Annotated in this window: 10 protein-coding genes; 2 read left to right on the top strand and 8 right to left on the bottom strand. The window is 72.6% G+C overall.

Features of this window, described 5'->3' with window-relative positions; all coding sequences use genetic code 11:
• Nucleotides 1–11: 11 nt before the first annotated feature.
• From F4553_RS28895 to hemE, 6 genes are all read right to left on the bottom strand, one after another.
• Nucleotides 12–878, bottom strand: a complete 867-nt coding sequence (locus F4553_RS28895) for an ABC transporter ATP-binding protein (RefSeq protein WP_184842072.1) — start codon at nt 876–878, stop codon at nt 12–14.
• Nucleotides 871–3,735, bottom strand: a complete 2,865-nt coding sequence (locus F4553_RS28890; RefSeq protein ID WP_184842068.1) for an FtsX-like permease family protein — start codon at nt 3,733–3,735, stop codon at nt 871–873. The genes F4553_RS28895 and F4553_RS28890 overlap by 8 nt, the downstream gene beginning before the upstream one ends.
• Complete coding sequence (locus tag F4553_RS28885; protein ID WP_312875568.1) at nt 3,732–6,836, bottom strand: FtsX-like permease family protein; 3,105 nt, start codon at nt 6,834–6,836, stop codon at nt 3,732–3,734. Before F4553_RS28885 ends, F4553_RS28890 begins: the two co-directional genes overlap by 4 nt.
• A 98-nt stretch (nt 6,837–6,934) precedes the next feature.
• On the bottom strand, nt 6,935–7,636 hold the full coding sequence (gene hemQ, locus F4553_RS28880; protein ID WP_184842063.1) for a hydrogen peroxide-dependent heme synthase: 702 nt from the start codon (nt 7,634–7,636) through the stop codon (nt 6,935–6,937).
• Between the two features lie 13 nt (nt 7,637–7,649).
• Entirely contained in the window at nt 7,650–9,005 is a 1,356-nt protein-coding gene (gene hemG / locus F4553_RS28875; protein ID WP_184842060.1) for a protoporphyrinogen oxidase, read from the bottom strand.
• Nucleotides 9,002–10,093, bottom strand: a complete 1,092-nt coding sequence (hemE, locus tag F4553_RS28870; RefSeq protein WP_184842057.1) for a uroporphyrinogen decarboxylase — start codon at nt 10,091–10,093, stop codon at nt 9,002–9,004. The genes hemG and hemE overlap by 4 nt, the downstream gene beginning before the upstream one ends.
• 85 nt (nt 10,094–10,178) lie before the next feature.
• Here hemE and F4553_RS28865 point away from each other — a divergent pair, with 85 nt between their 5' ends.
• On the top strand, nt 10,179–10,754 hold the full coding sequence (locus F4553_RS28865) for a DUF3000 domain-containing protein (protein WP_184842054.1): 576 nt from the start codon (nt 10,179–10,181) through the stop codon (nt 10,752–10,754).
• 50 nt (nt 10,755–10,804) lie between these two features.
• Here F4553_RS28865 and F4553_RS28860 read toward each other — a convergent pair whose 3' ends face one another.
• Both F4553_RS28860 and F4553_RS28855 read right to left on the bottom strand, forming a co-directional pair.
• A complete protein-coding gene (locus F4553_RS28860) occupies nt 10,805–12,421 on the bottom strand; it encodes a hypothetical protein (RefSeq protein ID WP_184842051.1) in 1,617 nt (538 codons plus the stop codon).
• Nucleotides 12,422–12,503: 82 nt separating this feature from the next.
• On the bottom strand, nt 12,504–13,340 hold the full coding sequence (locus F4553_RS28855) for a S1C family serine protease (protein WP_246467505.1): 837 nt from the start codon (nt 13,338–13,340) through the stop codon (nt 12,504–12,506).
• A 321-nt stretch (nt 13,341–13,661) separates the two neighbouring features.
• On the opposite strand from F4553_RS28855, the gene F4553_RS28850 reads away from it, so the two are divergent.
• Complete coding sequence (locus tag F4553_RS28850) at nt 13,662–14,975, top strand: ribonuclease D (protein WP_184842048.1); 1,314 nt, start codon at nt 13,662–13,664, stop codon at nt 14,973–14,975.
• Nucleotides 14,976–14,988: the final 13 nt, after the last annotated feature.

The following is a 14,988-nucleotide window of genomic DNA, read 5'->3' as shown; positions in this document are numbered from 1 at the left end:
TCTCCCTTCGATCAGGCGCCGCCGCCCCCGGCGGTGCCCGAAGATCCGACGACGAGGGTGACCGAGCCGTCCTCGGCATGGTCGATGGTGAAGAGCGTCCCCGGCGGGAACTCCTCCAGCACGTCCGGCGGGAGCTGCACGGTGCCGTCACCGGCGACGACCGCGAAGTCCTTGCCGTTGCGGCCTTCCGCACCGACCCGGCCGTCGCGGATCGTGACGACCCGGCCCAGCCGGGAGCCGACCTCGGTGTCGTGGGTGACGACCACGACGGTCGTGCCGCGCTCGGCGTTGATCGTCTCCAGCGCGGCGATCACCTCGTCCCGGCCGGCCGAGTCGAGCTGGCTCGTCGGCTCGTCGACGAGCAGCAGGCCGGGTGAGGCTGCGACACCGACCGCGAGCGCGGCCCGCTGGCGGGCGCCCGGCGGCAGGTCCCGCAGCAGCACGCCGCCCTTGCCGGGCAGGCCCACCAGGTCCAGCACCCGCTCGGGATCGTCGAGCGCGATGCCGGAGGTGGCCGCCGCCCGGCGCTGCGCCAGCCAGATGTTGCGATACAGCGAGGCGTAGGGCAGCAGGTTGCGGCTAGCGCCCTGCAGCACGATGCCGATCTGGGTGCCGCGCAGCCGGGAGATCTCCCGGTCCGAGAGGCGACCCAGGTCGAAGGTGCCGACCGAGACCCGGCCCGCCGACGGGCGCAGCAGCCCGCCGAGCAGGGCGATCAGCGTCGACTTGCCGGAGCCCGACGGCCCGACGAGTGCCACCATCTCGCCCTGGGCGATGGTCAGGTCCACACCGGAGAGTGCGACGACGTCGCCGCCCTCACCCCGGTAGATCTGCACGACCCGACGGCACGCGACGGCGAGTCCACTGTGTTCAGACATTGCGCTTCCGTCCCTCGGCAGAGAATCCATCGGCGGAGATGAGATGAACAGCGACGATCAGCGCACCGGCCACGATGGCGAGCGGCACCAGGATCGGGACGGGATCGGGCCAGGTGCGCACGGGCAGCCACGCGGCCCGGGCAGCGATCGGCAGGGCGTCCTTGGCGACGAGCCACGCGAGCGCGGCGGCACCGAGTCCGAGCAGCGTACCGAGGATGACGACGGCGAGATAGGTGCTGCGGACCGCTCGGCGTACCCGGCGGCGCGACAGTCCCGCCGTCCGCAGCGCGGCGAGGTCCGGAGCACGGCGCTCACCCGCACCGATGAAGAGGACCGCCACGAGCAGCAGCCCGATCGCGGCGATGACGGCGACATTGTGCATGCGCAGTGTCAGCGCGGTGGGGCTGCGGTCGGCCGCCGCCAGCAGGGTCGACCGGTCCTGCTCGGCGCCGACGATCAGCCCGGCACCGCGCAGCTTCTCCGCCACGTCGGCCGGGGCGTCCTCGGTGAGCCAGACCTCCATGCCGGTGAAGCGCAGCCCGTCGGCGGTGGCCCGGCGTACGGTCAGCAGGTCGATGAGGCCGGCGTCCGCGCCGACGCGGGGCAGGACCGGCACCTCACCGGCCTTTGTGGACTGAAGGACCGCGGTGGACCTGGTGGAGACCCGCCACACCGCCGTGTTCGCGGCGGTGTCCTGCCCGGTCGTACGCAGCACCGGTACGGTCGGCGCCGCGTCGGGCGGCAGGATCCAGGTGATCTGGCCCCCGCCGGACGGGGTGCCGATCGGGACGTCGGTCAGGCTGGACTTGCCCGGCAGGTGCCAGGAGGCGAAGTCGGTCGTCGTGCCGCCGGCGGAGGTGAGCGAGCGCAGCTTCAGCCGGCCCGCCACCCAGGGCGCGACCTCGATGGAGATCCCGGCGATGCGGCAGCCCTGTGCGCAGCGATCGGGCAGCTGGGAGCGGTATGTCGCCGTGCCCCGCCGGATCCGGCCGAGGGAGAACTGCTCGACCGTGAAACGCGCGTCCTCCAGCAGGACGCCGATGGTGCCGTCGTAGAGGTCCTCCGGCGCGCCCTCGATCGAGGAGGCCAGGCTCATCTCCAGTGCCAGCGTGAGCTCGGTGCCCGAGACCTGCACCGCGGCGGGCAGCGACGGGCGCAGCACGCGGGCCGCGTCGGCGGCACCGGACCAGTCGACGAGGCTCGCCCGGCTCAGATCGATCGCGAACACCTTGCCGCCGGTGGCGCTCGCCGTCTGCCCCGCCACCAGGGCGAACCGGCCCTCCGGGTCGAGGGCCTGCACTGCGGCGAGCAGCGTGCTCGCGTCGGCGCCGCTGACGCTGACGGTACGCGCGGCGCCGGTCTCCAGGCGTACCTGCTGCTCCTGGTCGATGCCGGAGACCGAGACGGCCGCCGTGACCAGGGTGAAGAGCGAGACCGCGAGCGCGGTGAGGGCGAGCAGCTGCCGACCGGTGCCGCGGCGGGAGAAGAGGGCGAGGCCGATCCCCGTGATGATGCGTCCCCGGCGGATGGCCCGGCCCGCCAGCGGCCGGACGACGAGCGGCACGACCCGGGCGGCGAGAACGGCGGCGGCAGCGGCGACGAGCGTCGCGGCGTAGAGCCCGATCCCCGAACGGTCGCCGCTGCGGAGCTGGAGCAGCGCCGCTCCGGCGACCACGGCCAGGGTGATCTCGACCAGCGGGAGACCCGTCCCACGCCTCGGCGGCACGCTGCGCAGCACATCGGCGACCTTGGCCCGCAGCAGCGGCAGCGCGGCGATCACCACGGCGGCGATCGCGGCGACGGTCATCAGGGCGGTCGAGACGAGCGCCGACAGCGACGACCGTCCCCAGCCGATGCTCACCGCGGCCGCACCGACCGGCACCATCACCGCCACGATGACGGCCGGACCACCCATGATCAGCCACCATCGACGCAGGCCGGGCAGCCCGCGCAGAACCTGTACGCCGACCTCCATCCGGTCCCGCTGCATGTGCGCGCCGACCACGATGATCAGGGCCCACAATCCGAGCGCGAGCACCGGCAGCACCACGACCGGCGTCATCAGGCGCGTGTAGTCGCGCTTCGCGGCGATCCGCTCCATCAGCGGACGCAGACCGCTGTTGGGTTCGCCGACCCGGGCGTCCGCGAGGATCGTCCGGACCTGCTGGTAGTCGCCGGACATGATGAGGTCGCGGTCGGGCAGCAGGTCGACCGCACGGGAGGCGGACTTCTGCGGAATAGTCTTGAGCGTCTCCGGGACGGCCAGGATCGGCCAGACGAGCACGTCGGTCCGCTCGGTGAAGTAGCGCCGCGCCCCCCAGTAGTCCTCAGCGGGGTCGATCGGGGCGTAGATCCCGACGACACCGACCGGCTGGGCGCCGAGCCCTTCCGAGACCCAGCCGTCCAGCGACTGCCTGGCGAGGGAGAACGCGGTCTGGTCGCCGACCTTCAGCTTCGCGACCTGCTCCGGCAGCGCCACCTCGCCCGTGGCGACCGGGCACCGGCCCGCGACGAGGCGGATGTGGGCGCAGAAGCCGTCGCGGTAGACGAGCGGACCGGCCTCCACCCCGTCGCCGGTCACGGTGACCTGCTCGGTGTAGATCGCGGTGAAGCGCGGCAGCAGCCGGGCCCGGCCGACGAGGTTGGTGAAGTCCGACTCGATCGCGGTCTGCGAGATGATCAGCGAGCGGTCGCTCAGCGGCACCGCCCGCAGCTCGTCCTCGGCGACCTGGTCGGCGATCGAGATCGGGTGCAGCGTCCCGGCGACCGCGAGGCCGCCCATCACCGCCGCCAGCCAGACCACGACGAGGTAGGAGCGCCAGCGGGAGCGGACGAGCAGCGCGGTCAACCCGATCATCGGGCTCCTCCCTGGGTGGACACCGCACCGACGAGCTTGCGGGAGGCGTGCAGCACGGCCGCCGCGACGACCACGGTGGCGGCGAGCGCGCTGAACCCGAGCGCGCGCGAGGAGACCCCCGGCGGCGGGATCGGCAGCACGGCCCACGGATCGACGAAGATCTCCGGTACGGCGACCGGCAGCCGGCTGGCGAGCATGGCGACGGCGAGCCCGGCCAGGACGCTCAACGCGGCGGGCCAGCCGTATCCGATGAGGCTGATCCGGCGTACCGCCGACATGCGCATGCCCTGCGCTCGCAGCGCGGCCAGCTCACCGGCCCGGTGTTCCCGCTCGACCCGTGCCGCGAGCAGCAGCGCGATCGCCGCGATGACGAGGCCGAAGCCGAAGAGCCAGAGCTGGTAGCGGCGTACGGCGGCGGGTGCCTGGCTGCTCAGGCTGTCCCGCAGCGCGTCGACGGTGTGGCTGCCGGTGGTGATGACGCCGAGCTTCGCGAGCTCGCCGACGATGGCGTCGTCATCGGGGTCGGCGAGCCAGACCTCCAGCCGCTCGCCCGGCACGGTGATGCCGACCGCCTCGTCCATCGCGGCGAGGTCGACGATCGCGCCGACCCGGCCGAGCCTGGGCAGCGGGGCGCTCTGGCTGCGTACGGTGACGGGCAGCGACGGCCCGCCCGAGACGGAGAACCTCGCCTGGACCGAGCGGCCGCTGAAGAAGACGTCCCCGGTGGCGAGCGCGCGCAGCGGGGCTCCGACGGGGCTGATGGTGAGCACGCACTTGCCCCGCTCCTCCCCCGCCGCGCAGCCGGGCGGCACGGTGAGCGAAAGCCCGCCGGACTCGGCCTTGAGGTCGAGCCCGACGCCGTCGACCTCCTGCGTGGTGGTCCAGGAGATCCGGTCGGCGAAGCGCTCCGGTGCGATGACGGACTGGTTCGCCTGGGCGAGGCTGTGCAGGTGCACCCGGGTTCCCCAGCCCGGGAGCGCGCGGTTGCCGTTGGTGATCTCGACGAGGCCGAGTCCGGCGATCCGGCATCCGCCGGGGCAGCGGGCGACCTCCACGGGATAGGAGTGGCGGCCCGGCTCCAGCGGTCCGGCGAGGGCGGTCTCGATCCGCCCGGCATCCGTGATCATCCGGAGCTCGACGTAGACGCGTTCGCTCACCGTGCCGGACGGCTGCAGCGGTGGCGGGCCCTCCGGCGGCAGCTCACCCTGCGGGACCGGCAGCGGGCGGGAGCCGAGCGGGTGGAGCTGCGGCTCCTCGGTGACGTCGAGGGTCGCCGTCCCGGTGGCGAGGCGGGGCTGGACGGTCTGAGCGGCACCGGTCCCGGGCTCGGGCGCGAGGTTGGGGAGCGGGCCGTACTCGTCGCGCCACAGCATCACCGAGCCCATCCGCTCCGACTCCACGGCGAGCAGCGCGGGCGTGAAACCCACCGAGGCGGGGACATGGCTGACCGCCATGGCCCGGGTGCCTGCCGGATCGACCGCGTGCACGGCGTCGCGGACGGCGCTCCGGCTCGTCGCCGCGACCGAGAGGACGCGGGCCGCACCGAGCTGCTGCTCCGCGCGGGCCGCCACGACCGTGTCGGCGCGGACGTTCTCCCCGGCGGTGGTGGCGAACCCGGCGACGGCCACGACCAGCAGGGTCACCACCCAGCGCAGGGCCGGTCGGCGGCGGGCCGTGATCCCGGCGAGCGCGATGACGAGGCGGCCGGCCCGGATCCCCCAGCGGCCCCAGACCCCGCCGAGCCAGGTGGTGAGCCTGGCGATGAGCAGGCCGACGACGACCGCGATCAGCGCCGACTCGACGGCGGCGAGCGCGGTGCCGTAGCGGGAGGCGTCGACGGTGGTGAGCTGCCAGACGCCGATCGCCATCAGCACCACGAAGATCAGTTCCACGACGTCGACCGCGCGTCGGCGACCGCGCGCGGGCACCCGGCGCAGCAGGTCGGCGACGGGCAGCCGCAGCGAGGCGAACTCGGAGGCGTAGGCGAGCGTCAGCACCGCGAGCAGCACCCCGCCGGTGAGCTCGGCGCTCTGCACGATGGCGAGGTCCAGCTCCTCGGGGAGGAGGATCGGGCCGACGCCGATGCGTACGGCGAGCACACCGGCGGCGGCACCGATCACCGTGCCCGCGCCCATCAGCACCATGGTCTGCCCGAGCGTCATCGTCCACGTACGCCACCAGCGCACCCCGCGCAGCTTGGTGAGCCCGATGTCGTTGCGACGGCTGCTGACGGTGTGGCGGACGACGACGAGCAGCGCGAACCAGGCGAGCAGCACGAAGCGGACGGTGGAGACGATGATGCCGCTGCTCAGCGTGCGCTGGTCGGCGACCGCCTTGTCCCGCAGCACCAGCGCGTCGGTCTCGACCTTCACATCCCACGGCTGGGAGCCCGACTTGACGGCTCGCAGCTGGCGACCGAGGTCGCCGTCGTAGGCGGCGAGGGTGAGCCGCACGTGGTAACGCGTCGTGAGGTTGATGCCCTTGAGCCCGGTGAGGGTCTGCGCGTCGGTGAAGAGCGGGTCGGCCGCGGCGGTGGCGGGCTGCCAGATGCCCTCCCAGTAGGGATCGGCGCGGTCCGCGGGCTGATAGATGCCGACGACCTTCACCGCCACGGGCTTCGTCAGCCGCTCCACGGGCAGCACCACGGCCTCGCCGAGCTCGATGCCGAACTCGGCCGCCGTCCGATCGGAGATCATGATCTCGTTCGGGCCGGGGCAGGCGCCGGTGAGGATCACCCGGTCGCAGGCCTGCTCCCGGGAGATCAGCATGGCACCGCTGGCGTGGGTGCCCTTGGTGAGCCGCGCGGCGAGGCTCACCCCGCCGACGGGCGACTCGTAGCCGTCGCCCAGGGCATCGTCGACCAGCTTGTGCACGGCGTCGACGGGCACCAGCCCGCGACCGGCCTCGCGGGGCGAGACGATGACCTGGACGGTACGCATCGACTCCGGCGCCTCGCTCATGTAGCGCTGGGTCACCGACTCACCGGCCGCGAAGAAGTACCACGGCGCGGCGGCGGCGATCCCCACCGCGAGAGCGGTCAGTGCGAGCACGACCAGGCTCTGCGAACGCCGCGCCCGCAGGGCTCCCCATACCAGACGCATCACGACCCTGAGGACCGCTAGCTCCGCAGGTGCGTTGCCGCTCCCGGGTGATCGTTATTCACACGTGACCACCGCCACAGCGCTGCCGTGGCGCGGTGTCACGGCAGGGTGGCGACCAGGTCACCGATCTCGCGGCGGCGGCCCGTGTAGAACGGGACCTCCTCGCGCACGTGCCGCCGGGCGGTGGAGGCGCGCAGCTCGCGCATCAGGTCGACGATCCGGTGCAGCTCGTCGGCCTCGAAGGCGAGCATCCACTCGTAGTCGCCGAGCGCGAAGCTCGCCACGGTGTTGGCCCGCACGTCGGGGAAGCCGCGCGCCATCTTGCCGTGCTCGGCGAGCATCTCGCGGCGCTGATCGTCGGGGAGGAGGTACCACTCGTAGGAGCGCACGAACGGGTAGACGCAGATGTAGTCGCGCGCGGGCTCACCGGCGAGGAAGGCCGGGATGTGGCTCTTGTTGAACTCGGCCGGCCGGTGCAGGGCCGCCTGCGACCAGACCGGGGTGAGGCAGCGGCCGAGCTGCGTACGCCGGAAGAGCCCGTAGGCGTCCTGCAGCGCGTCCGACGACGACGAGTGCCACCAGATCATCACGTCCGCGTCGGCGCGCAGCCCCGCGAGGTCATAGACGCCGCGCACGGTCACGTCCTTCTCGCCGAGCCGCTCGAACAGGGCGTTGACCTCGCCCGACAGCTCGTCGCGCATCGCCGGGAGCGGCCCGGTGGCGCGGAAGACCGACCACATCGTGTAGCGGATGGTGTCGTTGAGCTCGCGGGTCCGGGCGGCGTTGGTCTGCTCGGTCATGTCATCAATCCTGTCAAATCATCGATTCGGTCAGCAGGTCGGCCGCTGCCTCACCCGAGGCGACGCAGGCGGGGATGCCGATGCCGTCGTATGCCGCACCGGCGAGCGTGATCGGGAGCCCGGCCAGGGCGGCGCGGGCGGCGGCGACGCGATCGAGGTGACCGGGGGCGTACTGCGGCAGCGCGCCGCCCCACCGGGTCACCCGGGTCCGCAGCGGCTGCGGCAGCGGCCGGTCGATCACCACGCTCACCTCGCTCCGGACGATGTCGACCAGGTCGTCGTCGGCCCGCTGCAGCACGGTGCTGTCGCCGTGGCGGCCCAGGCTGGCCCGGATCACCACCTCGCCGTCGGCGCCGAGCGACGGCCACTTCGCGCTGAGGAAGGTCGCCGCCTTGATCGACAGCCCCTCGGTCGCGGGCACCAGGAAGCCCGACGCCTCCGGCAGCTCGCACGCGGGCAGGACCAGCGCGACCAGCCCCAGGCTGGCATATTCCAGCTCGGCGATCGCGGTCGACGCCTCGGGCGCCAGGAAGGTCAGCATCCGGGCCGCGGGGATCGCGGGCACCGCGAGGAGCACGCCCGCGGCGGCGAGCCACTCCTCGCCGTGCAAGATCTCCATACCCTCGCCGGTACGCCGAAGAGCCGTCACCCGCACCCCGCGCCGGATCTGCACACCTGCCCTGACCGCGGCGGCCTCGGCGGCGTCGACGAGCCCCGACAGTCCCCCCGCGACGGCGCCGAAGACCGGACCCGCCCCGGCACTGTGCGCCCGGCTGCGCTGCTGTGCCTGCGCCACCGCCGCCCCGAGGGTGTGCTCGGTGGTGAGCAGCCCGTGCAGGGCCGGCATCGTGGTGGCGAGGGAGAGCAGATCGGCCCGCCCGGCGTAGACGCCGCCGAGGAGCGGGTCGACGAGGCGGTCGACGACATCGTCACCGAGCCGCTCGCGTACCAATCGACCGACGGCGACGTCCGCTCCTGGCGGGAGCACCGGTGTCCCGAGGTCGAGGTCGCGCGCGGCCTCGACCCGGAAACCGTCGAGTGTGGAGGACGGGATCCCCATCAGGGTGCCGCCGGGCATCGGCCGCAGCTCGCCGCCGGTGTAGAGGCCGGCCGCGCCGATCGCCGGGTGCACGATCGGCAGGCCGAGCGTGGTGGCGAGCCGGGCCGCACCGCTGGGGCCGCCGGTCGCCGGGTCGCGCATGAGGAACTGCTCGGCGCCGTCCTCGATGCCGTCCGCACCAGTCCTGATCTTGCCGCCGAGCCGGTCGGTCGCCTCGATCAGCGTCACATCGGCCGACTCCGCGAGCCGCAGCGCCGCCGAGAGCCCGGTGATGCCGCCGCCGAGGACGACGACCCTGGGACGGGTCATCGTTGGCTCAGCGGAGTTTCCGGCGCACCCTGCGGGGCTCCCCCGCTTCGCTCGCTCACTCCTCGGCTGAGCGCATGAACCAGCTCCACGACGCGGGTCAGAACAGTCGGATCGGTCTCGGGCAGCACCCCGTGGCCGAGGTTGAAGATGTGGCCGGGAGTGCGCGCGCCCTCGGTGAGGATGCGGGCGACCTCGGCCTCGATCACCGGCCAGGGCGCCATCAGCAGCACCGGGTCGAGGTTGCCCTGCACGGCGTAGTCGGGGCCGATGCGCTCGGAGGCGGCGTCGAGCGGGGTCCGCCAGTCGACGCCGACCACGTCGGCACCGGCCTCGGCCATCGCCTCCAGCAGCGGTGCGGTGCCGACTCCGAAGTGGATCCGCGGGACGCCGCTGTCGGCGAGGCCGCCGAGAACCCGCTGCGAGTGCGGCATGACGAAGGACCGGTAGTCGGCGGCCGAGAGGCTGCCCGCCCACGAGTCGAAGAGCTGCACCGCGCTGACCCCGGCCTCGATCTGCACCCGCAGGAAGCCCAGGGTGATCTCGGCGAGCCGCTCGCAGAGGGCGTGCCAGAGCTGCGGGTCGCCGTGCATCAACGCCTTGGTCCGCGCGTGGTTGCGCGACGGGCCGCCCTCGATGAGGTAGCTGGCGAGCGTGAAGGGCGCACCGGCGAAGCCGATGAGCGGCGTCGGACCGAGCTCCTTGACGAGCAGCCGGACCGCTTCGTCCACAAAGGAGACGCTCGTCGGGTCCCAGGCGCCGATGCGGGCCAGGTCGGCCTGGCTGCGGATCGGCTCGGCGACGACCGGACCGGTGCCGGGAACGATGTCGAGGTCGACACCGGCGGCCGCGACCGGCACCACGATGTCGCTGAAGAGGATGGCGGCGTCGACGCCGTGGCGGCGCACCGGCTGCAGGGTGATCTCGCAGACGAGGTCGGGCCGGCGGCACGAGTCGAGCATCGCGATGCCGGCCCGCAGGTCGCGGTACTCCGGCAGGGACCGGCCGGCCTGCCGCATGAACCAGACCGGCGTGTGCGACACGGGCTCGCGGCGGCAGGCGTTAAGGAACTGACTGGTCATTCCGCCCATCGTGCCACCCCCTGTGATGCCAGAGCTTGCCGGGTCGGCGCGGCGTGGCCCTGCATCGGCCAACTCAGGCCTAGGCTCTGCGGGTATGGCGCCCCCGACCACGCTGCCGCATTCTTCCGCGCAAACGGAGATCTTCACGCGCGCGGTCGATCTGCTGCGCTCGACCAAGCCTCGACCGGAAATATCCCTCAGCGAGATCAGCGCGCCGACGAAACTCGCCCCCGAGGCGTTCGCGCTCAGCGGTGAGGTGCTGCGCGACGGCGAGGAGGTCGCGACCGGCCGCCTCATCCTGCTGCACGATCCCGCAGGCCACCCCGCCTGGGGCGGCACGATGCGGCTCGTCACCTATCTCACCGCCGAGGTCGAACCCGAGCTCGCCGCGGATCCCCTGCTGCCGCAGGTCGGCTGGTCGTGGCTCGTCGACGCGCTCGATGCGTACGAGACCGGCTACGCGGCGATCGGCGGCACCGTCACCCAGACGCTCTCGACCCGCTTCGGGGATCTCACCGGACCGCCGATCGAGACCGACCTGGAGATCCGGGCCTCCTGGACCCCGCTCGGGGAGAACTTCGACGACCACCTGATGGCCTGGTGCGCACTGCTCGCCTCGACGGCCGGGCTTCCGCCGCCCGGGGTCACCGCGCTGCCCGTCAACAAGTAGGGGCGAGCCGTCACCGACGGCCCGCCCCACTCAGTGATCAAGATCACTAGCTACAGGTACGCCTCGCACGCCTTGTCGACGGCCTTGCCATGCGCCGAGGTGGGGCTGGAGAAGAACGTGTCGAGCGAGTCGATGCACTTCTGCAGCGCGGCCGCGTTGTTCTTCGTCCCCGACAGCTCCTGGTTGACCTTCGTCAGCTCGTCCTTGCCGGACTGGACCTTGATCTTCAGGTCCTCCAGCTCGGTCTTCAGCGTGGTGAGGTTCGCCTTCTGCTCGGCCACGACCTTGTCGGCGGCCTCGCGCTCGCTCTTCTCGACGAAGTAGAGCGTGGTGAACGCCGCCGTGCTGAGGACCAGCAGTGCCGTGATGATCGAGAGGATGATGATGCCGGCTCGGCTCCGCTTCGGCGGGGCGACGGGGGCCTGCGGCGCGCCGTAAGGCATCGCGCTGACCGGGTAGCCGTAGCCGGGAACGGCGCTGACCGGGGCATATCCCGGTACCGCGCTGACCGGGGCACCGTAGGCGGTCGGAGCCGCCTGGCCCGGGACGAAGACCGGCGGTGCGGGCACCGGCACCGCGCCAGGGGTGTAGCCCTGCTGCGGGTAGCCCTGCTGGGCGTATCCCTGCTGCGGGTAGCCCTGCTGCGGGTAGCCCTGAGGGGCGACCTGCTGCGGGACCGGCTGCTGCGGGTAGCCAGGCTGCGCCTCGATCGGCAGGGTCTGCTGGGCGGCGGGGACCGCCTCGGCCACCGGCTGCGGGACCGGAGCGGCAGTCTCGATCGGCGCGACGACGGGTACGGCATACGGCTGCTCGACCGGCGCCGCGGACGCCGGGTGGGAGTAGTCGACCGACGCCGCGACATGCTCGACCGACGCAGGCTGGTGGGCCGCGACGACTGGAGCGGTGGTAGCCGGCGCGCTGACCGGTGCGACGTAGGGCTGCTCGACCGACGCCGCGACGGGCTCGACCGGCGCGGGCTGGTGGGCCGCTACCGGCTCGAAAACCGGCGTGGAAACCGGCTCGACGACCGGCTCGACCGTCGGCTCAGGTGCGAGGAAGACGGGCTCGACGGGCGCGGCCACCGGCTCGACGGGCGAGTAGACCGGCTCAGCGGGGGTGTACGCGGGCTCCGCAGCCGAGTAGACCGGCTCGACCGCAGCGTGGCTCGACTCGGCCGGGGTATAGACCGGATCGACCGCGGCGTGGGTCGGCTCTACCGGCGTGTGGACCGGCTCGACCGCAGCGTAAACCGGCTCTGTCGGCGTGTGGACCGGCTCAGCGGGCGGATACGTCGGCTCCGCAGGCGTGTAGGTCGGCTCGACCGCAGCGCGGGTGGACTCAGCCGTGGCGTGGACCGGCTCCACCGGGGTGTAGACCGGCTCTACGAGGTTGTAGACCGGCTCCGCAGGCGGATACGTCGGCTCCGCAGATGTATAGACCGGCTCGACCGCGGCGTGGGTCGGCTCTACCGGGGCGTATGTCGGCTCGACCGCAGCATGGCTCGACTCGGCCGGGGTGTAGACCGGCTCGATGGGGGCCGTCGGCTCGACGGCGGGCAGCGCCTCGGTCGGGGCGTAGGACTCCTGGGCGGGCGCGGACGGCTGCGTCGGCACCACGGCGGGGTAGGTCGGCTCTGGGGCGGCGGGAGCGCCCTCGGGGTGGGACATTTATTCTCCTATTTAAGGTTATTTCGGTTCAGGTGAGGGTCGATCCAGTGCCGCAGGTCGCGTGGCGACGGCGATCGGTGGATCAGGAGCAGATCGGGAAGCGCGTGCAGGCGACGTCGATCGGGATCGCGAGCCCGATCCCCTCGGCGTCACGCAGCTTGGCGCTAGCGATGCCGACGACCTGGAGCTGCGCGTTGATGACGGGGCCGCCGGAGTTGCCGGGGTTGATCGGCGCGTCGAACTGGACGGTCTTGCCGCCGAGCGACGCGACGTCGCGGACCGCGCTGACCACGCCCGTCGTCACCGAGCTCTCCAGACCGAGCGGGGCGCCGACGACGACGATGTTCTCGCCGGGGCTCGCCTGACTCGTCGCGGTCGCGAGGCTGGGGAACTTCTCCGTCGACTCCAGGACCGCGAGGTCCTTCTCCTTGTCGACCTGAACGATCTTGGCCGAGAAGCGCAGGTCACGGTGCGCGATCGCCACGGTACGGCCGCCGCCGTCCCAGACCGACTGCACCACGTGGAAGTTGGTGAAGAGGTTGCTGCCGCCACCGGCGTTGGCCTTGCCGACCACGAAGGCGGTTCCGCTGAAGCGCCCCGCGGTCACCCGGAAGACGCTCGGCAGCGCCGCGGCGGCGATCTTGTCAGCCTTGAAGTTGTCCTTCTCCAGGCTGGAGACCCGCCCCGCGAGCAGGTCGGCGGCGGCCTTCGCGGCATTCCGGTCGGCCGCGCTCGCGCCCTGGGCGTCGGCGAGACGGTCCTCCAGGCGATCGATGCGCAGGGCCTGCCAGGTGGTCACGGCACCCAGCGCGACGAGAACCACCGCCACGACGATCATGCGCCAGACCGGTCGACGCGGCGGTGGCGGAACCGGCACCGGCGGCTGCCCACCCGGGGGCTGCATGCCGGGCGGCTGCATGCCCGGAGGCTGCTGGGCGGGCGGGTACTGTGGCGGGTACGTGGGCTGAACCGGCGGATATGCGTAATATGTCGGCGGTTGCTGGGCGTACACAGGTTGTTGCGGCAGCTGCGGCTGCATGTGCGGTCTACCTCCCCGTTTCCGCTTCCACATGATCGCGGTCACGGCACGGGAGACAGTAGCGGTACAGCGCAAACCTGTCAGCAGTGATTCACCGAGTGCCGATCAGGCGTACCGAAACGGTGCGCATCATGTGGCCGAACAGACGCGCCGGGGGTGGCATCGCGCGCGCTACCCCCGCGTACGCATACGGTGTAAGGCGTGACCGACGTACCACCCCTGCGCCGTCGGACCCGCACCCGCACGGCAGGCGAAGGTCCGAATGACGCTGCAACAGAGGCATCATCCGAGCCCGTCGCCCCGCCCGGCGACCCGGGTCCGCCCTCCACGCCCCTGACGGCTCCGGCCGAGGGGACGCCCGTCCCTGCCACGACCTCGGCCCAGCTCGCCGAGATCATCGACCGCTTCAAGGGCGGCGTGGGCCCTGTCGCCCTCGACGCCGAGCGTGCCTCGGGCTACCGCTACAGCCAGCGGGCCTACCTGGTGCAGCTGCGGCGGCGTGGTTCCGGCACGGCTCTCATCGATCCCGTGCCGCTGCCCGACCTCTCGTCGCTCGACGAGGTGCTCGCCGACACCGAGTGGGTTCTCCACGCGGCCAGCCAGGACCTCGCCTGCCTCGCCGAGGTCGGACTGCGTCCCCGTAAGCTCTTCGACACCGAGCTCGCGGCCCGGCTCGCCGGGTTCGAGCGGGTCGGCCTCGCCGCGCTCACCGAGCAGCTGCTCGGCCGTTCGCTGGAGAAGCACCACTCCGCCGCCGACTGGTCCAGCCGACCGCTGCCGGAGTCCTGGCTCACCTACGCCGCGCTCGACGTCGAGCTGCTGGTGGAGCTGCGGGACCTGCTCGTCGAGGAGCTGGCGAAGCAGGGCAAGACCGAGTGGGCGGCGCAGGAGTTCGCCGCGCTCGTCGTGGGCGGGGGCCAGCCGGCGAAGGTCCGGGTGGATCCGTGGCGGCGTACCTCCGGGATGCACCGGGTCCGCGGTGCGCGCGCCCAGTCCCGGGTACGCGCACTCTGGTACGCCCGCGACACCATCGCCTCCCGGCGCGACACGGCACCGGGCCGGGTGCTGCCGGACACCGCGATCGTGGCCGCCGCCGAGATGGACCCGAAGGACGAGCGCGAGCTGCTGCTCCTGCCCGGCTTCGGCGGCCGCTCGATCCGTCGCCTCGCCCAGACCTGGCTCGATGCGCTCGCCGAGGCGCGGGAGCTGCCCGACAGCGCCCTGCCGACGACGCCGAGCTTCGACGGGCCGCCTCCCCCGCATCGCTGGAGCGAGAAGGACCCGGTCGCGGCGGAGCGTCTGGGCCGGTGCCGCGCGGTGGTGATGAGCATCGCCACGGAGCTCAACGTGCCGCCGGAGAACCTCATCACGCCGGAGACCGTCCGCCGTCTCGCCTGGGAGCCGCCGGACCCGATCGACGTGACAACGATCACTGCGGAGCTCGCTCGGTACGGTGCCCGGCGCTGGCAGATCGACCTGCTGGCGACGGAGTTGGCGGGGGCACTCCCCAACTAGTCTTACTCGCGAG

It is taken from the genome of Allocatelliglobosispora scoriae, assembly GCF_014204945.1.
In the GTDB taxonomy this organism is placed as follows: Bacteria; Actinomycetota; Actinomycetes; order Mycobacteriales; family Micromonosporaceae; genus Allocatelliglobosispora; species Allocatelliglobosispora scoriae.
The sequence above is the reverse complement of the archived record's forward strand: the minus strand, read 5'-3'. Positions and strand labels throughout refer to the sequence as shown.

Excerpts from the sequence above, each read along its gene's own strand:
- F4553_RS28895 (WP_184842072.1), bottom strand. The coding sequence starts at position 878 with ATGTCTGAACACAGTGGACTCGCCGTCGCGTGCCGTCGGGTCGTGCAG.
- F4553_RS28890 (WP_184842068.1), bottom strand. The coding sequence starts at position 3,735 with ATGATCGGGTTGACCGCGCTGCTCGTCCGCTCCCGCTGGCGCTCCTAC.
- F4553_RS28885 (WP_312875568.1), bottom strand. The coding sequence starts at position 6,836 with ATGCGTCTGGTATGGGGAGCCCTGCGGGCGCGGCGTTCGCAGAGCCTG.
- hemQ (WP_184842063.1), bottom strand. The coding sequence starts at position 7,636 with ATGACCGAGCAGACCAACGCCGCCCGGACCCGCGAGCTCAACGACACC.
- hemG (WP_184842060.1), bottom strand. The coding sequence starts at position 9,005 with ATGACCCGTCCCAGGGTCGTCGTCCTCGGCGGCGGCATCACCGGGCTC.
- hemE (WP_184842057.1), bottom strand. The coding sequence starts at position 10,093 with ATGGGCGGAATGACCAGTCAGTTCCTTAACGCCTGCCGCCGCGAGCCC.
- F4553_RS28865 (WP_184842054.1), top strand. The coding sequence starts at position 10,179 with ATGGCGCCCCCGACCACGCTGCCGCATTCTTCCGCGCAAACGGAGATC.
- F4553_RS28860 (WP_184842051.1), bottom strand. The coding sequence starts at position 12,421 with ATGTCCCACCCCGAGGGCGCTCCCGCCGCCCCAGAGCCGACCTACCCC.
- F4553_RS28855 (WP_246467505.1), bottom strand. The coding sequence starts at position 13,340 with ATGCAGCCGCCCGGCATGCAGCCCCCGGGTGGGCAGCCGCCGGTGCCG.